This window comes from Dehalococcoidia bacterium (assembly GCA_030648205.1).
Taxonomy (GTDB): Bacteria; Chloroflexota; Dehalococcoidia; order JAUSIH01; family JAUSIH01; genus JAUSIH01.
On sequence record JAUSIH010000116.1, the window covers coordinates 1 to 22,052 of the forward strand.

General features: G+C 66.4%; 17 protein-coding genes. 15 read left to right on the forward strand and 2 right to left on the reverse strand.

The genetic code is table 11. The features are described 5' to 3' along the window. On the reverse strand, nt 1–1,107 hold a 1,107-nt coding region (locus tag Q7T26_12955; protein ID MDO8533049.1), incomplete at its 3' end, for a hypothetical protein. A gap of 191 nt (nt 1,108–1,298) precedes the next feature. Between Q7T26_12955 and nadB the strand changes: the two genes are divergently transcribed. From nadB to Q7T26_13030, 15 genes are all read left to right on the forward strand, one after another. Continuing rightward, on the forward strand, nt 1,299–2,846 hold the full coding sequence (gene nadB / locus Q7T26_12960; protein ID MDO8533050.1) for an L-aspartate oxidase: 1,548 nt from the start codon (nt 1,299–1,301) through the stop codon (nt 2,844–2,846). Nucleotides 2,847–3,091: 245 nt separating this feature from the next. Further along, nucleotides 3,092–3,679, forward strand: coding sequence for a ComEA family DNA-binding protein (locus Q7T26_12965; GenBank protein MDO8533051.1), 588 nt, complete (start codon nt 3,092–3,094; stop codon nt 3,677–3,679). 35 nt (nt 3,680–3,714) lie between these two features. Beyond that, nucleotides 3,715–4,929 (forward strand): CaiB/BaiF CoA-transferase family protein, encoded by a 1,215-nt coding sequence (locus Q7T26_12970; GenBank protein ID MDO8533052.1) that lies wholly within the window; start codon nt 3,715–3,717, stop codon nt 4,927–4,929. A 33-nt stretch (nt 4,930–4,962) separates the two neighbouring features. Next, a complete protein-coding gene (locus Q7T26_12975) occupies nt 4,963–7,302 on the forward strand; it encodes a ComEC/Rec2 family competence protein (protein ID MDO8533053.1) in 2,340 nt (779 codons plus the stop codon). After that, a complete protein-coding gene (gene rph / locus Q7T26_12980; protein MDO8533054.1) occupies nt 7,302–8,027 on the forward strand; it encodes a ribonuclease PH in 726 nt (241 codons plus the stop codon). Before Q7T26_12975 ends, rph begins: the two co-directional genes overlap by 1 nt. A 247-nt stretch (nt 8,028–8,274) precedes the next feature. After that, nucleotides 8,275–9,375 (forward strand): trypsin-like peptidase domain-containing protein, encoded by a 1,101-nt coding sequence (locus Q7T26_12985; protein MDO8533055.1) that lies wholly within the window; start codon nt 8,275–8,277, stop codon nt 9,373–9,375. A 220-nt stretch (nt 9,376–9,595) separates the two neighbouring features. Then, nucleotides 9,596–9,961, forward strand: coding sequence for a cupredoxin domain-containing protein (locus Q7T26_12990; GenBank protein MDO8533056.1), 366 nt, complete (start codon nt 9,596–9,598; stop codon nt 9,959–9,961). Between the two features lie 192 nt (nt 9,962–10,153). After that, nucleotides 10,154–10,867, forward strand: a complete 714-nt coding sequence (cmk, locus tag Q7T26_12995) for a (d)CMP kinase (GenBank protein ID MDO8533057.1) — start codon at nt 10,154–10,156, stop codon at nt 10,865–10,867. Then, nucleotides 10,831–11,436: a hypothetical protein gene (locus Q7T26_13000; protein ID MDO8533058.1), complete on the forward strand. Its 606-nt coding sequence runs from the start codon at nt 10,831–10,833 to the stop codon at nt 11,434–11,436. Before cmk ends, Q7T26_13000 begins: the two co-directional genes overlap by 37 nt. Before the next feature lie 73 nt (nt 11,437–11,509). Then, the gene (gene glmS / locus Q7T26_13005) at nt 11,510–13,357 is read left to right on the forward strand and encodes a glutamine--fructose-6-phosphate transaminase (isomerizing) (GenBank protein MDO8533059.1); all 1,848 of its coding nucleotides are present in this window, start codon (nt 11,510–11,512) and stop codon (nt 13,355–13,357) included. A gap of 35 nt (nt 13,358–13,392) precedes the next feature. Next, nucleotides 13,393–13,677 (forward strand): hypothetical protein, encoded by a 285-nt coding sequence (locus tag Q7T26_13010; GenBank protein ID MDO8533060.1) that lies wholly within the window; start codon nt 13,393–13,395, stop codon nt 13,675–13,677. Between the two features lie 280 nt (nt 13,678–13,957). Then, the gene (gene ppsA / locus Q7T26_13015) at nt 13,958–16,249 is read left to right on the forward strand and encodes a phosphoenolpyruvate synthase (protein ID MDO8533061.1); all 2,292 of its coding nucleotides are present in this window, start codon (nt 13,958–13,960) and stop codon (nt 16,247–16,249) included. A 35-nt stretch (nt 16,250–16,284) separates the two neighbouring features. Further along, nucleotides 16,285–17,379: a deoxyguanosinetriphosphate triphosphohydrolase gene (locus tag Q7T26_13020; protein ID MDO8533062.1), complete on the forward strand. Its 1,095-nt coding sequence runs from the start codon at nt 16,285–16,287 to the stop codon at nt 17,377–17,379. Between the two features lie 40 nt (nt 17,380–17,419). Beyond that, the gene (gene dnaG / locus Q7T26_13025; protein MDO8533063.1) at nt 17,420–19,243 is read left to right on the forward strand and encodes a DNA primase; all 1,824 of its coding nucleotides are present in this window, start codon (nt 17,420–17,422) and stop codon (nt 19,241–19,243) included. Continuing rightward, the gene (locus tag Q7T26_13030; protein MDO8533064.1) at nt 19,225–19,848 is read left to right on the forward strand and encodes a hypothetical protein; all 624 of its coding nucleotides are present in this window, start codon (nt 19,225–19,227) and stop codon (nt 19,846–19,848) included. The genes dnaG and Q7T26_13030 overlap by 19 nt, the downstream gene beginning before the upstream one ends. Before the next feature lie 1,232 nt (nt 19,849–21,080). Here the strand turns inward: Q7T26_13030 and Q7T26_13035 are convergent. Continuing rightward, complete coding sequence (locus Q7T26_13035) at nt 21,081–21,971, reverse strand: sortase (protein ID MDO8533065.1); 891 nt, start codon at nt 21,969–21,971, stop codon at nt 21,081–21,083. Nucleotides 21,972–22,052: the final 81 nt, after the last annotated feature.

Genomic DNA, 22,052 nt, shown 5'->3' on the forward strand with positions numbered 1-22,052 from the left:
CATATAGCGGGTGAAGTCATGTCCCTTCCCAAGGGCATCCCCGTTCCCTGCCGCTACGATGACCGGCACATCCGGGCCGCTCTCGGCCGCGCGGAACACGGCTGCCAGGAACGCCGCCTGCTGGTGGCGATATTCCGCGTCTATGAACTTGTAGGACAACCCCGCGATTTCGACGTCACTCTTTGCTTGCAGGCTGACGTTGACCACAGAGCCAGTCTCCATGGCCTCAGCGATCTTGTTGGCCGTGGGGAGGTTCCAGGGAACGCCGAGGACCGTTTCCGGCAGCTTTCCACCCAGCAGTTTAGCCGCGGCCCATGTCTTTTCCAGCCATGTGGGCCGGACGTCCATGACCTCGGACCGTCGTCCCGCCGTGGTGGCTTGAAGGGCCGTCAGGTTCCCATGGAAGTCGCCGCACGGGCCACCCTTGGACGGCGGCTCCTTTGGGTCGTAGGGCAGGTCAACGAATTTCGCGGGCTTCTCCGGCCCCTGGGCCGGCCCCACCAGGAACACGGGGCTGACCTCCACCACCCATGTTTCCTGGCGTAGCCGGGCAATAAGTGCGCCTTCCTTCCCTGAGAGGACGGACACCGTGTAGAGTCCCAGCCGGACGTTGGCCTCGACGATGGTTCCTTCTGCGGATCCCGCCGTTCGGGCCACCTGATCAGGCGTTACTCCCTCAATCACCACCAGACTCACCCAGCCTTGAAAGGCTGGGACAGTGACAGTCCCGCCCTCCGGGATGGTGTATGTGACGGGCCCAATGGAGGGCAGTTGGCCAGTAAACTCCAGCAGGGTCGGGATCGCCTTTGGTGTGGGCGTCGGCACGGGCGCAGGCGCGGCGGTCGGCGCGGGGACCGGCGGTGCCGTCGGGACCGGCGCGGGTGTGTTCGTCGCCGTGGGCGTCGGCGTCGGTGGACGCGGCGTGGGCGTGGTGGTGGGGACTGCCGTGGTCGGCGCGGTCGGCGCGGGTGGGACAGGCGCGGCTATCGCCGTGGGCGCGGGCGTCGGGGACGCGGGCGTCACGGGCGTCACGGCGGGCGGCGTGCAGGCGGCGAGGGCCAGGGCGGCGGCCGCCAGGGCGATGAAAAAGACCCTGCTTGTGTTCATACCGCACCCTCCCCAGGACACGATATTAGAACGACGACTGCATCAAAATGTGGCTTGAGCGCCGGATACCACTACTATACGGCGCGTCTTATAGTCCGTCAAGCCCGCGGATAGCGTTTCGCGGCGCGGCCCCGCGCCAACTTGACGCCCCCTCAGCGCGGGACGATACTCATGGAGGGTAAGGGGGACAGATGCTTCGCTACGACTACGTGGTCATCGGCTCCGGCATCGCGGGCCTGTACGCCGCCATGAAGGCCCAGCAGCACGGCAGCGTCCTGGTCATCACCAAGGGCCCGCTGGAGGAGTGCAACACCCGCTACGCCCAAGGGGGCATCGCCGCGCCCATCGCGTCGGACGACTCTCCCGCCATCCACATGGAGGACACGCTGAAGGCGGGCGCGGGCCTGTGCGACTCGGAGGCGGTCCGCATCCTTACCCAGGAGGCGGCGGACTGCATCGAGGACCTCATCCGCTTCGGCGTGCCCTTCGACACCGCCGACGGCGAGATTCATCTGACCCTTGAGGGCGGCCACTCCAGGCCGCGGGTGCTGCACGCGGGCGGCGACGCCACGGGCAAGCACATCGAGCTGACGTTGGGCAGCGTCGTCCGCTCGTCGCGGGTGGCCGTGCTGGAGAACTGCCTGGCGACGGCGCTGACGGTGGAGGACGGGGTCGCGCGCGGGGTGAGCATCATGGACGTGCGGACAGGCTCCACCGAGGAGGTCCGCAGCAAGTACGTGGTGCTGGCGACCGGCGGCGCGGGACGCCTGTTCAGCTACACGACGAACCCCGAAGGGGCGACCGGCGACGGCGTGGCCCTGGCCTTCCAGGCGGGCGTCGAGCTGGTGGACATGGAGTTCTACCAGTTCCATCCCACGGCGCTGCACCTGCCCGGCGCGCCGCCGTTCCTGATCAGCGAGGCGCTGCGCGGCGAGGGGGGCATCCTCCGCAACGTGCGCGGCGAGCGTTTCATGCCGCGGTACACGCCCCAGGCGGAGCTGGCCCCCCGCGACGTGGTGGCGCGGGCCATTGTCCAGGAGATGCAGCGGACGGACAGCGATCGGGTGCTGCTGGACATGACCCACCTCTCGCCGAAGCACGTGCGGACGCGCTTCCCCACCATATCCCTCTACTGCGCGCACTACGGCCTGGATATCGCCAGGGACCCCATTCCCGTGGCGCCCGCCGCGCACTATATGATCGGCGGCGTGGGCACCTCTGTCTGGGGTGAGGCCTCCACCCCCGGACTGTACGCCTGTGGAGAGGTGGCCTGCACGGGCGTCCACGGGGCGAACCGGCTGGCCAGCAATTCACTCCTGGAGGGCATCGTCTTCGCGCGGCGGGTTGTCGAGCGGACCGCCGGCGGCCCGACGGCCAAGTCGGCCCCGGCGCCTATTCCGGTCACGCGCATGACGCTGCCGACACGCAAGAAGAAGGCGCGCGCGGGGGCGGCCCCCTCTTTGCAGGATGTACAGCGCCTCATGTGGCGGTATGGCGGCATGACCCGGGATGGAGAGGGCCTGACCAGGGCCTGCGAGCAGATGGCTCAGTGGGAACCAGGCAGTCTTCAAGCCAGCGACCGGTCTTCCTACGAGCTGCGCAACCTGGTCGTCGTGGGGCGGCTGCTCAGCGAGGCCGCGCTGGCCCGGCAGGAGAGCCGCGGGGCGCACTATCGCACGGACTATCCGCAGACCTCGCCGGAGTGGGAGCGGCGCATCATCTTCCGCAAAGAGCCGTAGAACTCATTTCAAAAGTTTGCCTCCTCACCCTGAGCATGTCGAAGGGTGAGCGTGGTAACTTCTCCCGCTCGTGCTGAGCATGTCGAATCATGAGCGGATTCCAGTCGTCCTTTGGACTCCGAGGAGTTTTGGCATAGCTTCCAGTGTCGTGCCCTGGAAATGTGTGGCATAAGTCCAATTCGCTCACATCCCACGGGCGTTGACACCACCCCCACGCCGCCGCTATAGTTGCGCGCGGGGTGGCCATGTCTGATGGGCTATGGCTCCGAGTCCGGCTTGCGCTTTTCGCCGTCCTTGCCCTTGCCACGGTGGCCGGGCTGGCGGTCTTCTACGTCCGGTTGCCCAGACCGGAGCCTGTCGTCGTCACGCTGACCCCCGTCGCGGCGGCCACGCCGGGAGCGCGTCCCGTGGTGGTGTACGTGAGCGGCGCGGTGCACAGCACGGGCGTCTATACGCTGCGCGACGGCGACCGGGTGGCGCGGGCGGTGGAGGCGGCGGGAGGCTTCGTGCCGGAGGCCGACCAGGCGCGCATAAATCTGGCGGCGTTGCTCAAGGACGGACAGCAGGTCCACGTGCCCGCCCTTGCCGAACGGACGGCGTCCGCCGCGGCGACCGCGACGGGCGCGGCGACGCTCGCGGGTCTCGTCAACATCAACACCGCGACGGCGGACGAGCTGAAGGCGCTGCCCGGGATCGGCGACAGCTACGCGCGGGCGATCGTGGACTACCGGACGCGGAACGGCCCGTTCCAGCGCCCGGAGGACATCGTCAAGGTGCGGGGCATCGGCCCCCAGACCTACCAGCGGCTCAAGGACCTGATTACGGTCGAGTAGCAGGCAAGCAGGAATCATTACATAGGAGGACAGCTATGGCATCGGGACCTCTCGACGGCATCCGGGTCATTGACTTCTCGCGGTTCATGATCGGCCCGCTGTGCACCACCATTCTGGGCGACATGGGTGCGGACGTGATTATGATCGAGGACCCTCTGTCGCGGTCGGCGGCGGCCGGCTGGTACAACCAACGGGCGAACGACGAGCGCCGCCTCTACGGCGCCCTGCAGCGCAACAAGCGCAGCATCTTCCTTGACCTGAAACAGCCGCAGGGTCGCGAAATCCTGCACAAGCTGGTGAAGAGCGCCGACGTGGTGGTGGACGAGTTCCGGCCCGGCGCGATGAAGCGGCTGGGCGCGGACTACCCCACGCTCAAGAAGCTCAACCCGCGCATCGTCGCCTGCTCCATGAGCGGCTACGGACAGACCGGCCCCTACCGCGACATCCCCGGCTTCGACCCGAACTGGCTGGCCGTCTCCGGCTTCCTTGACCTGTACGGCGCCTCCAACGGGGAGTACGTGCTGCCCGGCGCGCCCGTCGGCGACTACACCTGCACCATGTTCGGCGTGGTGGGCATCATGATGGCGCTGTACATGCGGGAGAAGACGGGCAAGGGCCAGTTCGTTGACGTCGGCGCCGCGGACGCTCTCACCTACTGGGTCGGCGCGCGTCACTGGCCGCTCTGGCTGGCGGAGGGCAAGAAGCCGCTGCGGGGCAAGCGCTGCACGAACATCTGGCGCACCAGGGACGGCGGGCACATGGTCTTCTCCTTCGGCATGAAGGTCTTTTGGGACCGCTTCGTCGAGGCGACCGGCATCGACAAGAAGTACCTGGACTACTGGGAGGACCGCGGCTCCGGCGAGGTGGTGGACTACCTCCCGAACGCCGCGCGCATCAAGGAGCGCATCGCCGAGTCGAACGCCGCCGTCCAGAAGGCCATGCTCACCCACACGCGGGACGAGTGGGCGCGCATCTTCAAGAAGGCGGACGTCTGCTTCAGCCCGGTGTACGACCTGGCCGAGAGCATCAATGACCCCCACCTCAAGGCGCGCGGGATGGCGGTGGAGTTCAAGCACCCCAGCGGCAAGAAGGTCATTCAGGTGGGGAACCCCATCAAGCTGTCCGGCGCGTCCAGCTCCATCCGGCTGCCCGCGCCCAGGGCCGGTGAGCACACCGCCGCTGTGCTGAAGGAGTTGGGCTTTTCGGGGAAGGATGTCCAGGCGCTTAACAAAGCGGGCGTCATCGGCTAGCACGGACGCTTGGTCCTTCCGTGGAAGGAGACGATGACGCTGGCGTACCTCGGCGGTGCGCTCGCGGTCGGCGTGCTGGTAGCGAGCTGGCTGCCGGGGACGCCATCGCTTTTGCTTCTTGCCCCGCTGCCGATGCTTGTCCTTGTTGGCGTCCTGCTCCGGCGGCGGCCCGCCGCGCTGCTGGCCCCGGCGATGGTGGCCGCGGCGCTGCTGGGCGCGGCGCGATTGCAGGCTGTCCCGGACCTGACAGGCCCGACTAGCCTTGCGGCGCTCTCCGGGCAAACCGTCTCTCTGCGCGGCGTCGTCGCGGCGGACCCTGAGGCGCGCGACCGCGACGTGCGCCTGCGCCTCACGTCGGTGGAGGTCCGGGAGGGAGGCCGGTGGCGTCCCGTGGACGGCGACCTGCTGGCCTACGTCCAGCCCACCGCGCGACTCGTCTCCGAGCGCGAGGAACCCTACCTGCGCTACGGCGACGCGCTCGGCCTGCGCGGCGAGGTGCAGCCGCCGCCGCGCTTCGACGAGTTCGACTATCGGGAGTTCCTCGCGCGGCGGGGCATCGTCGCGGTGGCGTACCGCCCGCAAACGGAGCTGCTGGCGGAAGGCCGGGGGTTCCCGCCGCTCGCATGGCTCTCCGCGGTGCGCTGGCGGATGGCCCGCTCCCTGGCCCAGTCTCTGCCGGAGCCGCAGGCGGCCCTGGCCCAGGGCATGGTGCTGGGCCTGCGCGCCGCCATTCCTCAAGACCTTCTCACCGACTTCGCGCGCACGGGCACGACGCATATTCTGGCGGTGTCTGGTCTGAACATAGGCATCGTGCTGGGGCTGGTGCTTCCGCTCAGCATATGGGCGCTGGGCCGTCGCCGCGGCCTGTACCTGCTGTCGCCGCTGGGCGCCATCTGGATATATGCATTGCTCACGGGGATGCAGCCTCCCGTGGCGCGTTCCGTCGTCATGGGCAGCCTGTATCTTGCCGCGCTGGCGCTGGGTCGCCCCGGGGCGTCTGCGGCGGCGCTCGGCCTGGCTGTGGCGCTTCTCCTCCTGATTGACCCGCGCGGCCTCTGGGACACATCTTTCCAGCTCAGCTTCCTGGCGATGGCGGGCCTTGTCTTCATCAGCCCGTGGTTCTCCTCGCTGGGCCACCGGCTGCTCGGCAAAGGCGACGGCTCTTCCGCGGAAGGGGGCGCGGCGCGCTTTCTCGTGGAAGGCGTGGCCGCCGGACTGGGGGCAATCCTGGCGACCGCTCCACTGATTGCCCTGACCTTTCACCTGTTCTCCCCGGCGGGCCTGCCTGCAACCATCCTGACCGCGCCCGCGCTGCCGCCGCTCCTGGCCTCGTCAATCCTGGCGGCGCTGGCGGGCCTGGTGTCCCCGGACGCCGGCGCGGTGGCGGGCTGGCTGGCGTGGCCGTGGTTGACCTATCTGGCCCTGGTTGTTCGCGGCTTCGCGGCGCTGCCCTTCGCGGCGGTGGACGTGGGACGTCTCAGCGTTGAGCTGGTGTGGCTGGCCTACGGAGCGCTGGCGCTCGCCGTCGTCCTCGTGGGCCTGGGCCGCGAGGCGAGCAGCCTCGGCGGCTTGCGGAGGGCATGGCCCGCGTTCCAGCGGCTCGCGCTCAGCCCGGTGGGGTTGCTGCTCATGGCGGGGCTGTGTGCCACTGTCTGGACAGCGGCTGTCTCCACGACCGAAGGCCGCGTCCGCATCCGCATCGCCGACGTGGGCGGCGCGCCGACCATCGTCGTGCGCTCGCCGCAGGGGTACGTCGTGCTGCTCGAAGCCGGGGCGTCGCCGTCGCGCCTGACGCAGGAGATGGGCGCAGCCATGTCCTTCTGGGAACGTGACGTGCATCTGGCGGTCTTCACATCGGGGCGGGCGGACGCGCTGCGCGGGCTGACGGAGGCCGGGACGCGCTACCGATTGCAGGCAGCGCTGGGGCCATTCGCGGAGGGCCGGACCGCCGTGTACGTCGAGTGGCGCAGGCTGCTGGACGAAAGGGGAGTGCGGCGGCTGGATGCGCGCGCGGGGCAGACGCTGCCGCTGGGGCCAGATATGGCGCTGGACGTGGTCGGCCCTTCCGCGGAAGGGGACAGCCTCGCCGTCCGGCTCCGCACGCCGCGGGCGGAGCTTCTGACGGTGGGCGACGGCCCGCCGGGGGCTATCGCCGTCCTGACGCACAAGGCGGGCGCGCTCGCGCCGGACCCGGCCACGCTGGCGCCGGGCGTGCGGCTGGTCATCGTGCTGGGCCAGAGCGAGGCCGGGCCTGTTGAGGCGTTGAAGGCGCGCCTGCCTGACGCTAGAATAGTCGAGACCGGTGGCGCGGGCGCCGTTGATATTCTGGTTGACGGACTGATGCTGTCGGTAAATGTGCAACGGGGGACATAGTGACGAGAATAGATGGCCGCGCCAACGACGAGCTTCGCAAAGTGCGGATAACACCCAGCTATCTGGCCTTTGCGGAAGGCTCCGTTCTCATTGAAGTGGGCATGACAAAGGTGCTGTGCGCGGTGACGGTGGAGGAGCGCGTGCCCAACTGGATGCGCGGCGAGAAACGGGGCTGGATCACCGCGGAATACAGCATGCTTCCCCGCTCGACGCTCACGCGGACGCCCCGGGAGGGCGCGAGCGGCCGTCCCAGCGGGCGTACGCTGGAGATTCAGCGTCTGATAGGCCGGTCGCTGCGTGCCACCGTGGACATGGAGGCGCTGGGCGAGCGGACGCTGACCGTGGACTGCGACGTGCTCCAGGCCGACGGCGGCACGCGGACGGCGGCGGTGACGGGCGCGTACGTTGCCCTGCACCAGGCGCTGCAGGGGCTGGTCAGGAAGGGCCTGCTCCACCGGGCGCCGATGAAAACGGCTGTGGCGGCTACCAGCGTGGGCGTCGTGGATGGGGAGGAGCTTCTTGACCTCTGTTACGAAGAGGACTTTCACGCGGACGTGGACTTCAACCTGGTCATGACCGCCGAAGGGGAATTCGTCGAGGTGCAGGGCACCGCCGAAAAGGCCCCGTTCTCCCGTCAGCGCATGGACTCCCTCCTCGCGCTGGGCAGCAAGGGAATCAAAGAGCTGATGGCGCTCCAGCGCCAGGTCATCCAGTCGCGGCTGTAGGCTCTCTCCCCGCGTCCTCATCGTCCCCCTTTAGTGGCGTCGCCTGCTCTCCGCGAGGTTACGTTTATCTCGTCGCATGGTGTACAGTTAAGGACAGGGCCTTCGCGGGCGCCGGGCCTCTATCTGAAGGCGCGCGAGTGCTGGTCTTGTAACAGGAGGGGTGACCGTGTTCGCCACAGTCCGCGGTAGCCTTGGAGCAACAGTCAGACGCCCCTGGCGCGCGGGGCGCGCCGCTGGGATCCTTGCCATGGTGCTGGCCCTGGTGGTGGCCGTCTCCGGGTGCGTGCCCGGCATGGGCCTGCTGAACCCGCTCAGCCCGCTCGGCCCTGGCGTTCCACTGGAGCCGCCTCCCGCTCCCGTGGAAGCGCAGCGCGTGACCGAGTCCCCGGTGACGCAGGTTCCTCTCGCCGCTCAAAGCCTGCCGGACGTGATCTCCATCGTCGAAAAGGTGAAGCCAGCGGTCGTCTCCATTGTCACGGAGTCGGTGGGCGTGAACGCGTTCATGCAGCGGGTGCGCGAAGAGGGCGCGGGCTCGGGCATCATCTTCGACCAGGCCGGCTTCATCATCACCAACAACCACGTCATTGAAGGGGCGCGGCAGATCAGCGTGCTGCTGCCTGACGACCGCACCTTCGACGCGCAGGTGGTGGGCCGCGACCCGATGACGGACCTGGCGGTGCTGAAAATCAAGGGCGATAACCTGCCCGTGGCCCGACTGGGCAACTCCGAGGCCCTGCGCGCCGGGGAGTGGGTCATCGCCATCGGCAACGCGCTGGCGCTGCCGGGCGGCCCCACAGTGACGGTGGGGGTGGTCAGCGCGGTCGGGCGCTCGGTGCCGGAGCCATCGGGCACGGTCCTCAACAATCTCATCCAGACGGACGCCGCCATCAACCCGGGCAACAGCGGCGGGCCGTTGATCAACCTGCGCGGCGAAGTGGTGGGCATCAATACAGTCATAGCCTCGGAGGCGCAGGGAATTGGTTTCGCCATCGCCATCAACGAGGCGAAGCCCATTGTGGCCCAGCTCCAGTCGAGCGGCCGGGTCATCTGGCCGTGGATTGGAGTGAGTGTACAGGACGTTACCCGGCGGATGGCGATACAGCTCCGGCTGCCGGTCACGGAAGGGGTGCTGGTCCAGGACGTCCAGCGCGGCGGCCCGGCGGACAGGGCGACCATGCGCGCCGGCGACGTCATCATCAAGATCGAGAACGCGCCAGTGGCGTCCGTGGCCCAATTGCAATCGGAAATCCGGAAACGGCCAATCGGGCAGAACGTCCGGGTCACGGTCGTTCGAGGCAGCCAGCAGCAGGTGCTCACGGTGCGGCTGGAGGAGATGCCCCGCGGATAAGAGCGCTTTCCCCGAGTGACGGCCCCGTGGGCGGAGGGCTCGGCCCAGGACAGGCGAAGATTGACATAAACCGCCTACCATACGTCATGCACGGCCGGGCTCAGTCTCATAGTGCAGCTATCGCACCTTGACGAAGGGGAGAAAAGGGTGTAACATTCCGGTTACGTGGCAAATGATGTAGATAGCACGTCACGTGTGGTCGGCTCAAGGAGGGAGTACATTGAAGCGAGCGGTCCTTTTTTCGGCAGTTGCCCTGGTGCTCATGCTGGTGGTGGCGGGATGTGGTGGGGGAGGATCTGCCGCAGGCGGTAACGAAATCAAGCTCACAGGCACTGATTATAAGTTCGCACCCGCGGAGATAACGGTCAAGCGCGGAGAGGCAATCACCATTGCTTTGGAGAACAAGGGCAGCGTGGAGCACGACTGGGTTGCCGAGGCTATAAACGCCAAGTTCGCTGCCGTGGTCAAGCCCGGCCAGACCGGCAAATTGACCTTCACGGCCAACCAGGCGGGGACGTTCGACTTCCATTGCACCGTGCCCGGGCACAAGGAGCTCGGCATGGTGGGCAAGATCACCGTTCAATAGTCATCTCCCGGAGCCCCCTCTGTAGTGAGAGCGCCCCGCGGGGGGCGCTCTCACTTTTTGCCGACCCCCACCCTGCTTATGTCCACACTGCCGGACATACGCGCCGCTACGGGCGGATTTGTCCTGCTCATGGCGCTCCGGTATAATAGGCCAAGCGTCAAGCGACTTGCGTCTGGAGCATCCCCCGCCACCATGACACGACCACACGTTATCGCTATTGATGGGCCTGTGGCTGCGGGCAAGACCACCGTGGGCCGACTGCTCGCCCGCAAGCTCCGCTACCGCTTTGTAGACACCGGCGTCATGTACCGGGCCGTCACTTGGCTGGCCTTGCAGCGGAAAGTTGACCTGGACGACGCCTCCGCCCTCTCGAACCTGGCGCGCCACGCACGCATCGAGCTGAAGCCCGCTCCCCGCCGGGCGAGCGGCAGCGCCATGGTGGTGGATGGACAGGATGTAACCGCCAAGCTTCGCCTGCCCCGTGTGGAGCGGGCCGTGTCCATCGTGTCGCGCGTCCGGGGTGTCCGGACGGCGCTCGTCCGGTTGCAGCGCCGCCTGGCGGACGACGGAGGAGTTGTCATGGTGGGACGGGATATCGGCACGGTGGTCCTGCCGCACGCCGACATCAAGGTCTATTTGCAGGCCTCGCCGGAGGAGCGGGCGCGTCGGCGCAGCCTGGAGGTGCGCGAGGCCGGACACGCCGCCAGCTACGAGACTATCTTGCGGGACATCCAGCGCCGGGACAGGCTGGACAGCGAGCGCGTCGTATCGCCCCTCAGGCAGGCCCCTGACGCGTGCGTCGTCAACACGGACGGTCTCACGCTGGAGCAGGTGGTGGCCGAGATTCTCGCTATGGTGGATGCCCCGGAATGCGCCCCTTCTACGCGCCGTCGCTGCTCCTCGTAAGGGTGGTGTTCCCCCTGCTGGCGGACGCTCAACTTAAGGGTGTGGAGGCGGTGATTCCTCGTGGCCCGCTGGTGGTCGTGGCGGAGCGACGGAGCCGGTGGGACGCGGTGGCCCTGGCGGCGGCGCTTCCGCGCCCCCTGGTGTTCTGGGGCAGGGAATGGGCGGCAACCGGAGGTCGTCTGGTCCTTCCGCGGAGGGACAGGCTGGACGAGGGTGTGGACATGCTGCGTCACGACGCAGCGGTGGGCATTCTGTTAAGAGACGTCAGCCGCCCTCGGAGCGGGTGCGTTCCGTCCGCGGCCCGCATCCCGGCCGGGATGGTCGGCGCGGTGCTTCTGGCCCTGCGCGCTATGGCGCCCGTGCTGCCCGTGCGCGTGAGCGGGACTGAGGGCATTGGGCTGCTGCGCAGGCCGCGGGTGGAGGTGGTCTTTGGTCAACCCTTCAGCCTGCCCCTGCTGGAGGGGCTGCTCTCCCGCGCCATGCTCTGCACGCTGGCGGAGATGGTCGCCGGGAGGCTCGCGACCGTGCGGGCGGACGACTATCAGAGGCCCGGCGCGCCCGGCAGTTGACGCGCGGGCTGGCGGCGGATACGCTCCCCTGGAGCTTACTTGGGTTGGACGGCCATTGGCCTGAGGACGGACTATGTGCGGCATCGTAGGTTATGTGGGCCAGCGTCCCGCTGCGCCGCTCCTGATGGAGGGGCTGCAAAGGCTGGAGTACCGGGGCTATGACAGCTCAGGTATCGCCGTGCTCTCCCCTCGGGGCGAGATCGCCGTCCACAGGGCGGTGGGCAAGCTCTCCGCCCTGCACGCGAGTGTCCAGGGGCGGCTCCCGTCCGGCACGGTAGGCATCGGCCACACCCGGTGGGCCACTCACGGCAAGCCCTCCGTTCTGAATGCGCACCCCCACTTTGACTGCGCTCACGAGTTGGTCGTCATCCACAACGGCATTGTGGAGAACTACATGGCGCTGAAAGCGGAGTTGGAGAAGTCCGGGCATGCGTTCCGCTCTGAGACGGACACGGAGGTCGTTCCGCACCTGATAGAGGCCGGATTGCGGAGCGGACTGGACATGGCCTCCGCGGTGCGTCAGGCGGCGGCGAGGCTCCAGGGTGCCCACGCCATTATGGTGCTGGGCAAGGCGGCGCCGGGGGAGCTTGTGGCCGTGCGCACCGGCAACGCCGGGGGCGTGGTCGTGGGCTATGGCGACGGGGAGATGTTCGTGTCCAGCGACCTGCCCGCGCTGCTCCCGCACACGCGGCGAGTGGTCTATCTTGCCAGCAGAGAGATGGCTGTGGTCACCCGCGACGGGGCGCGCTACGCCAGCCTGGACGGCGCTCCTCTCGCCAAAAGTCCCCAGGTGCTGGCGATGGACCCCATATCCGCGGCGAAGGGCAGCTACAAGCACTTCATGCTCAAGGAGATCATGGAGCAGCCCACGGCTATCACCGACGCCCTGCGGGGGCGGGTGGACTTCGGGCGGGGACAGGTGGTGCTGTCGGAGCTGCCGTTCACCCGGCGCGACGTGCTCGCCCTGCGCCGCGTGGTGATTACCGGGTGCGGCACCAGCCTGCACGCCGCTCTCGTCGGGCGTTACCTGATGGAGTCGCTGGCCGGCCTGCCCGCGGAGGCGGACTGCGCGTCTGAGTGGCGCTACCGTTTGCCGTACCTGGACGCGCACACGCTGGTTGTCTCCATCACCCAGTCCGGCGAAACGGCGGACACGCTGGCGGCCATGGAGGCGGCGGGCGCCGGAGGCGCGCGGCAGGTGGTCATCTGCAACGGGGAGGGCAGCCAGGCGACCCGGCTGGCGGAAGGCACGTTGCTTCTCCGCGCCGGCCCTGAAATCGGCGTGGCCAGCACCAAGACCTTCACGTCGTCCCTTACGGCGCTGGCCCTCCTGGCCGCATACTTGGGGCAGGTGCGCGGCAGCGCCTCGTCCGAGGCGCTGCGCAGGCTGGTGGACGACCTGGCGCGGACGCCCAAGCTCATAGGGTCTGTCCTGGAGCAAGCCGGCGCTGTCCAGCGTCTGGCCGACCTGTACTTCCGGCGCGAGCATTTCCTGTACCTGGGGCGGGGCGTCACCTATCCGGTGGCCCTGGAAGGCGCGCTCAAGCTGAAGGAGATCAGCTACATCCACGCCGAGGGCTATCCGGCGGGGGAGATGAAGCACGGCCCTATTGCTCTGATTGACGAGCATATGCCGATTGTGGCCGTGGCGTTGCAGGGAAGCCCTGTTTATGAGAAGATGCTGGCGAACATCCAGGAGGTCAAGGCCAGGGGCGGGCAGGTCATCGCCGTGGCGGTGGAGGGAGACGATGGCGCGCGGAAGCTGGCGGACCACACGCTTACTATTCCCCAGGCGGGCGCGTTTGTCCAAGCCATCCTGGCGGTTGTGCCTCTGCAGCTTTTCGCCTATCATATAGCCGTCCGTCGCGGGTGCGACGTGGACCAGCCCCGTAATCTTGCAAAGTCGGTGACGGTGGAGTAAACTCCACCCGCCTGATTAATTTTGGGAGGTATGACGTGACCCTGCATCAGAAGTTCGGGATCTACCTCAACGCGAAGAAAAACCAGGTAGTGCGGATCAACTCGCCTTACTGGATTCCCGAGGCGCCCGAGTGGGCATTCCTGACCCCAGAGGTCAACATGACCCTCCTCAAGATCCGCGAGATGGCCAAGGAGAAGAAGCTGGTCGCGGACGCGGAGAAGGTGCAGTGGACATCCATTCCTCCCAAGCCGGAGGACCTGGCCCGGTGGGACGCCGAGGACAAGGAAAAGAAGGCGAAGGAGACCCAGGCCAAGAAGTAACCGGATTTCTCCCGGCCCCCTAGCCAGTTTCCCAGGCTCTGTGATACCATAGATGGCAGAGTTTTTGATTTCATTTACCCAGCCTGGACGTCCCGAGTCCGGGACGAGTGTTTGTCTCCATCGGCTTGGATATCCAAGGAGGTCTCCTATGATGCCTGCTGCGGGGAATCCTCTGCATCTCTGGTGCGCGGTGCCGTCCTACTACTCCCCCAGTTAGGGCCGCGTGTCGGCCCTATGCTTCGGGGCGCCGTCCAGTAAATAAGTAGTAGGAGCACACGTCATGAAACACAAGCAGGCCACTCAGACGCCCGTCGTCCTGTGGTTCAACGAGATCAGCAAGCACGACATCGCTCTGGCGGGCGGCAAGGGCGCCAGCCTGGGCGAGATGACGCAGGCCGGAATCCCAGTCCCTCCGGGCTTTGTCGTTACCGCGGACTGCTATTTCACCTTCCTGGAGCATGCGGGACTCAAGGAATGGACCCGCAACCTTCTGGCCGGGCTTAATCCCAACGACAGCAAGCAGCTCGCCGACGTGGCGTCCCAGATCAAGACGGCCATCACGCGCGCCGAGATGCCCCTGGAGATCGCCGACCGCGTCCGCCAGGCATACCGGGAGATGGGCGGCGGGGTGGTGGCCGTGCGCTCCTCCGCGACCGCGGAAGACCTGCCGGAGGCGTCCTTCGCCGGGCAGCAGACCTCATACCTGAATGTGGAGGGAGAGGACGCGGTCATCACCGCGGTGCAGAGCTGCTGGGCCTCTCTTTTTGAATCGCGGGCTATCTTCTATCGGGCGCATCAGGGCTACGACCACATGGCGGTTGGCCTGGCCGCGGTGGTGCAGAAGATGGTCCAGTCGGAGGTGTCAGGCGTCCTGTTCACCGTCGAGCCGGTGTCCAGCGACAAAAGCAAGATCGTTATTGAGGCTGTGTGGGGTCTGGGCGAGGCTATCGTCTCCGGCTCCGTCACGCCCGACTACATTGTGGTGGACAAGGAGAACATGCGCATTCTGGAGCGCAAGGTCTCCGTCCAGGACTGGAAGCTGGTCCGGAACCCGAACTTCAACTGGGACAAGGAGTACACCAACGTCAAGTACCCGGTGCCGGAAGAGGACCGGGCCCGGCAGAAGATGGAGCCGGACGGCATCATGGAGCTGGCCAAGCTGGCCCGCGTCATTGAGGACCACTACGACGTTCCTCAGGACATTGAGTGGGCCTGGGAGAAGGGCAAGTTCTACATCCTGCAGTCGCGTCCCGTGACCACCCTTCGCGACGAAGAGGTGGAGGAGATCCAGAAGATAACGGCCACGGTCATTCTCTCCGGCGCGGGCGCCAGCCCGGGAGTTGACTCCGGCCCCGTGCGCATCATCCACAGCCCGTCGGAGATTCACCGGGTCATGAAGGGCGATATCCTGGTCACGGAGATGACCACGCCGGACTTCGTCCCCGCCATGAAGCGGGCCCACGCCATCGTGACCGACAAGGGCGGACGGACATGCCACGCCGCCATCGTCAGCCGCGAGTTGGGCATCCCGTGCATCGTGGGAGCGGGCCGTGCGACGACGGTCCTCAAAGAGGACCAGGTCATCACCGTTGATGGTGGCGCGGGCAAGGTCTATGCGGGGCGCATCGCCACTGCCAAGAAAGAGAAGACCGAGGCCGCGCGCCGCATCCGCACCGCGACTCGCGTGTACGTGAACCTGGCCGACCCCGAGCTGGCGGACGTCATCGCCACGCGGCACGTGGACGGCGTCGGGCTGCTGCGCGCCGAGTTCATCATCGCCCACTACATCCGCGAGCACCCGCGCCACATGCTGGAGGAGAAGCGCGGCGATGAGTTCACGGACAAGCTGGCCGCCGGCCTCCTCAATTTCGCCTCCGCCTTTGACCCGCGGCCCGTGGTCTACCGCTGCACCGACTTCAAGACCAACGAGTATCGGGGCCTTCTGGGCGGCGAAAAGTACGAGGAGACGGAAGAGAACCCCATGATCGGCTACCGGGGCGTCTCCCGGTACGTCCGCGAGCGGGATATCTTCAAGCTGGAGATAGAGGCCATCAAGCGGGTCCGCCAGAAGCACAAGAACCTGTGGGTGATGCTGCCCTTCGTGCGGACGCCGCTGGAGCTGTCCCTGGTGAAACAGGTGATGGAAGAGGAGGGCCTGCGCCGCACCAACGGTCTCAAGCTGTGGATCATGGTGGAGGTGCCCTCAACCGTCATCCTGCTGGACAAGTTCATTGACGTGGGCATAGATGGCGTGTCCATCGGCTCCAACGACCTGACCCAGCTCATCCTGGGCATTGACCGCGACAACTCGAAGTTTGCCGACGTCTTCGACGAGCGCAACGACGCGGTCATGTGGGCCATGGAGCGCACCATCACCACCTGCGTGAAGCGGGGCATCACCTGCTCCATTTGCGGCCAGGCGCCGTCCTTCTTCCCGGACCTGACCAAGAAGCTCGTGGAGTGGGGCGTCACCTCCGTGTCGGTCAGCCCGGACATGATTGACCGCACGCGGGAGATCGTGGCCACCGTGGAGCAGGAGCTGGGCAAGCTGCCTCCGCAAACAGAGGGCTAGGCCCCGCAGGGGCCGACCGGTGTGATGAGGGGGCGATGACAGCCCCTTTGGGCGACCTGGGCATCCGTGAGCGTCTGGAGGCGCGGGAGGAGAGCCTCTCCCCGTACGCCCAGCGCAGTCCTTCCACGGAAGGACGCGGACGCGAGCGTCCAGAGCCGCCTGACCCTCTGGGCACGGCGTTCCAGGTGGACCGGGACCGCATCCTCCACACCAAGGCCTTTCGCCGCCTGATGCACAAGACTCAGGTCTTCATCGCGCCCCTGGGCGACCACTACGTCACGCGCATGACGCACACCCTGGAGGTCGTCTCGCTCTCCCGCGCCGTCGCCCGTGCGCTGGAGCTGAACGAGGACCTGGTGGAGGCCATCGGCCTGGGTCACGACCTGGGCCATACGCCCTTCGGCCACCTGGGAGAGGGCGTCCTGGCGGAGCTCTACCCGGGCGGGTTCCGCCACAACCGTCAGAGCCTGCGCATCGTGGACGTGCTTGAGGGCGAGGGCCGGGGCCTGAACCTGACATGGGAAGTCCGCCAGGGCATCCTGACCCACTCGAAGGCGCGGAAGGATATCGTCGGCAACATGGAGGCCGTCTCCACGCTGGAGGCGCAGGCCGTGCGCCTGTGCGACGCAATCGCCTATATCAATCACGACCTGGACGACGCCTTCCGCGCGGGCATGCTGACCGAGGCCGACCTTCCACCCCTGGTCAGGGAGACGCTGGGCGCCAGCCCGACCGAGCGGCGGAACACCCTCATCGCGGACGTCATCCTCGCCTCGTGGGCGGCGACGGGCCGTGTCCCGCAACCCGAAGAAGGGAAGCGGCCCGAGATACGCATGAGTCCGCGGGTGCAGGAGGCCGCCAACGCCCTGCGGGAGTTCCTGTTCCAGCGGTGCTACCTGGTGGCCGCCTCGGAGGAGCAGGCCGAGCGCGCGCGGGAGGTCCTGCGGCTGCTGTATCGGCAGTACACGCGGAACCCGGAGAAGGTGACGTCGGAGTTCCGGCTGCGCGCGGAGACGCCGCAGCAGGCGGCGGTGGACTACATCGCGGGGATGACGGACAGGTACGCGCTGCGCGTGGCGGAGGAGATCAAGCCGGGCATCAGCAAGGGGATATTCGAGCACAGGATATAGGGGGAGCGCTCCGATGCGTGCCCTGTTGGCATAACGCCTTATGTCCGTCATTGATGAGGTCCGCGGCAAGCTCGACATTGTGGACGTAGTCCAGTCCTACGTCCCCCTGACGCGGGCTGGGCGCAGCTTCAAGGCCAACTGCCCCTTCCACGCGGAGAAGACACCCTCCTTCTTCGTCTTCCCCGAACGGCAGACGTGGCACTGCTTCGGCGCGTGCGCCACCGGCGGCGACGTCTTCAGCTTTGCCATGAAGCGCGAGAACATCGGCTTCGGCGAGGCGCTGCGCCTCCTGGCCAACCGCGCCAACATCGCGCTGCCGGACCGCGCCGTCGAGGCTGGGCGCGAGGACCACCTGCGCCACGCCTGCGAGACCGCCGCGCGCTTCTTCAACCGCATGCTGCTCCATTCTCCGGACGCGGAGACCGCGCGCCAGCACCTGGCGAAGCGTGGGGTGTCCGATGAGACGGTCGCCGCCTTCCAGCTCGGCTACAGCCCGGATAGCTGGAGCGCCCTGCAGGAGCATCTCACCAAAGAGGGGTTCAGCCCCACGGACATGCTGTTCGCCGGACTGGTGGTCCAGAAGGACGACGGCGCATTGTACGACCGCTTCCGTGGGCGGCTGGTCATCCCCATCTGGGACGAGCGCGGACGGATGTCCGGCTTTGGAGCGCGGACGCTGGACGACGCGCAGGAGCCCAAGTACCTGAACTCGCCGCAGACACCCATCTTCGACAAGAGCGCCATCCTCTACGGCATCCACAAGGCGCGAGAGGCTATTCGCCGCGAGGGGCGGGCGGTCATCGTGGAGGGCTACATGGATGCGCTGATGGCCCATCAGCATGGCTTCGCCAACGTGGTGGCGTCCATGGGCACGGCCCTCACAGAGCGCCAGGTGGACATCCTGAAGAAGCTGGCGCACCGCTTTGTGCTGGCGCTGGACCCGGACGCGGCGGGCGACGAGGCCACGCTGCGCAGCCTGGAGTCGTCGTGGCGCATCTTCGACAGGCGGGTGCGCGCCCAGGGGACGGGCAAGGCCGGGGCCGCGTTCCAGCAGGAGCCAGACCCGGAACTGGCCATCGCCTCTCTGCCGCGCGGGCGCGACCCCGACGAGATTATTCGAGAGGACCCGAAGGCGTGGACCAGGATAGTGGAGGAGGCCACGCCTCTGATTGACTATCTGTTCCAAGTGGCGGCGCAGAAGCTGGACCTGTCGTCCCCTTCGGGCAAGCAGCGGGCGCTGGAAGACCTCTATCCCCTCATTGCGCGCATAGAGAATATCTTTCAGCGTAACGAGTACCTGGACAGGCTGGCCCGCCTGCTGCAGACGGACAAGGGCATCATGCAGGCGAGCATCAGCCAGCTCCGACGCAAACAGCCCGCTGGAAAAGGCGCGAGCGCCCTCGCGCCCGCGAAGGCGACGGTCAACCGGGACCCGCTGGAGGAGTACGTCCTCGCGCTTCTGCTCCAGCACCCCGAACTGCGCGCCCTCGCGAGCGGAGCCTTGCCGGAGCACTTCGAAAGGCCGGAGAACCGGGAGCTTTTCCAGTGTATCCAGAAAAATGGTACAATAGATATTCGTCAGTCGTTGGACGAGCACCTTCAAGGCCATTGGGACTCCCTTTTGACCACACCTCTCCCCCCTTCAGATGCGTCCGAGATGGAACGTGCGATGACTGAGACTCTCCGGCGGCTTGAGGAGCGCCGTTTGCGCCACCTCAAGGAGATGGAAGAACAGGCGCTTGCCCAGGAAGGGCTGTCCGGAGATGAGTTGACGGAGATGGATAGACAGGGGCTCCAGCGCAATGAAGAGTTGCGGGTCGTGTTCACGGAAAGGGAGCAAAGCGCATGGCCAAAGAGACCGTGAAGAAGCCAGACACCACCACTGAGAAACGGCCCGCCGCGGGCAAGAGCGCCCCCGTGGCTGCAAAGCCCGCCGCGGGCAAAAGCGCCGCCGTGGTCACAAAGCCTGTCGCGACCAAAAGCGACCCCGTGGCTGCAAAGCTCGCCGCGGGCAAGAGCGCCGCAGTGGCTACAAAGCCTGCCGCCAAGCAGAAGGCATCGCCCGCCACCGCAGTGCCGCCGCAGCGCGCGCGCACGGCGGTGCACGGCACGTCTGCTCCTCCGCCACCGGCTAAGCCAGCCCCCAAGAGCCAGCGTCACGGCCCCATGAAGAAGCCTGATGTGATGGACATTCTGACTCTGGGGGAGCGCGAAGAGAAAGATGTCGAGTTGCCCGTGGGAGAGCTGGCCGCGCGGCTAGCCTCCGTGGACCAGTCCACGATGGACGAATCCGTCCATGCCCCCACGCTGTTAGGGAAACGGGGCGAGACCTGGCCGGAGAACGGCGCGGAAAACGCGGAGGAGGAGGACGAGGCCAAGCCGGAGGTTGAAGCGGAGATGGAGGCGGAGGCGCTGCGCAAGCTCCGTCACCCCAGCCGCTCCAAGAAGCTCAAGGACTTCCTGGTGTAAGCCGCTCCCCGTCGGCGGGCGGCCGTTGTGGGCGGTAGTACGCACCCACCCGCGGACGCGTCATGTACCACACCACCAGCGCCGCCCACACCACGCTGACCATCGCCAGCAGGCTGAACGGCTGGAGCAGCAGTTCTCTTGCGTTCTGGTTGAACAGTCATCGGCGTGTGGTGCACGATCACCCGAGTGCAAGAGAATCGGGTGCGGAGAAGGGCTAATGGAGAGGAGACGTACCCCCGGAAGTGTCAATGGCGGTTGAAAATGTCCCACCGTGGAGGTGGCCGCCATTCCCGCCTTGCTGTCAGCTGGTTCCACCAGCCTTCTTCTCGGCCTCCGCAGGCGCCTTTTCTCCGGCAGCCTTGGTCACCTGCTCAGGCCGTTTGGCTTCACCCTTTGCCTTGTGTCGGCAAAAGAACGACTTAATCCTACTTAGACACATCGCTCACCCCATAACCATATTTCGTATCTGCCTAAGGGCCGCCCGACTGTTTCCCGGGCCTACTCAGCTTCCCGGGTTGCGGCGGTCGCGGGACTCAACCCAATTCTAGCACACCACGTTGCTTTATCGGATGTCAGGATGTACGTTCTGGAGCGCTACAAGCGAGAGCGGCTCGTCGAGTGCCACCACTGCTCCATGCCCAAGCAAGCACGGAGGAAGCTCTTTGCTTGCCCTAGGGTCGCAGCGAGAATACAATCAAGCCAGCGTCCAAGAAGTCGAGGGCGGTATAGTTGAAGATTATTGTCTGGTTGCGTATTGGCACGGGGCTTGTCGCCGTAGCCGGGGCCATCGCGCTTCTCACAGGCAGGCATGGTGCTGCTGCAGGTCTAGGTGCTGCCAGTGGCTTTGCGGTCTGGCTCAGTATTATGCTGGCGGCCTAACCGCGTGGTCATCTGCCGGTGCGGGACGCCATGACTTCGTAGCGCCGTTGCCCAACGGTCCGTCAGCCGCAAACTACATCCCCAATCATTGCCCGTAGATACCCTCAGGTTCGACATAAGCCCTTGCAACGGGCGTTGCAAGGCGCGTTAGTCTCAGGGATGGCCGCGCGGCGTATATTCTTAGGCGTGAAAAGGTTGGCCTAGTGCGACCTGCTTCTGAGCGAGGTTACATCAGCGCCGTGCTTGCTCCAGAAAGGGGGCACCGCTGTCAGCTTCGCAAGTCTCGCTGGCGTTTGAGGGGCGCAAAAGGGCCTTCTTTTCGTTTGGAGAGCGTGATTTGACAGGGTGACTGGCTATAGTGGCGCCATCGCCACGAGCCGGCCGGTAATGATGAGCCTGTCCCAATAGGCGTAGTCGGGATAACAGGTGATGAGAGTGACGACAGGCTCCTCTGTCCGAGCAAACACATCCAGTTGTTCCGGTTTGACCAGCTCCCATCTCACCACACGGTACAAGAATCTGGTGTCGTCGGTGAAGACGATGATGTCCACTATCTGCCCCGAGTCCAGGAGCTTGGGGATTTCCGGCAAGCGCTTGAAGACCTCGCCTTCCCGGAGCAGCGGGCTGCTGATGTGGCCCGACAGCACCATATTGTTCCGCTCTCCAGGGTTGGCCGTTCCGTTGTGATGGCCCACCGCCCATTTGGGCGTCTCCCACTCCAGGATGCCGTTATTCCATACGGTGTTGAGTTCCACGACCTTGGAGTCCACTCCGATAGACGGGATCTGGATGCGCCGGGCCGGTGGAGTCTCGCCAACGGTTCGCGGCAGGTCGTCCAGCTTCACCGGGCGCAGTCCGCCGGCCTGCCGCGCCGGGGCGTTGGCTCGCGCAGCCTCTGCGGAGGGCACAAGGCTTGCGGTGGCGGCAGCGACACCGGCAGGGTAGAGGTCAACGGCGGGGCCGTCGAGTGCGCTCTTACCGTCCTTTGCCAGAGCGCCCGCCTTCGGCGTTTCCGAAGCACTGTCTCCAGGAAGACGGCTGACTTCGACCGTCTGCCAGCCTTCCGGGAGGCCGCGCTCCACGGCATCCGGCGCCGACGTGGCGCTCAGCCCCGTGAGTTGCGTGTAGGCGTAGGCGGCGAGTCCATAGTAGCCGCCCACAACGAGCATGAGCAGCCCGCCAGTGATTACCAGGCCCATGCCGACGCGGGCCGGCAGCGCCCTCTTTTTGCTCACGTTCGCCATAGCAAGGCGAGCTTAGCAGACCTGCCGGGGCACAAGGTTACGCGCGATTTAGCGCAGGGTTAACAAAAGGTAAACAAAGAT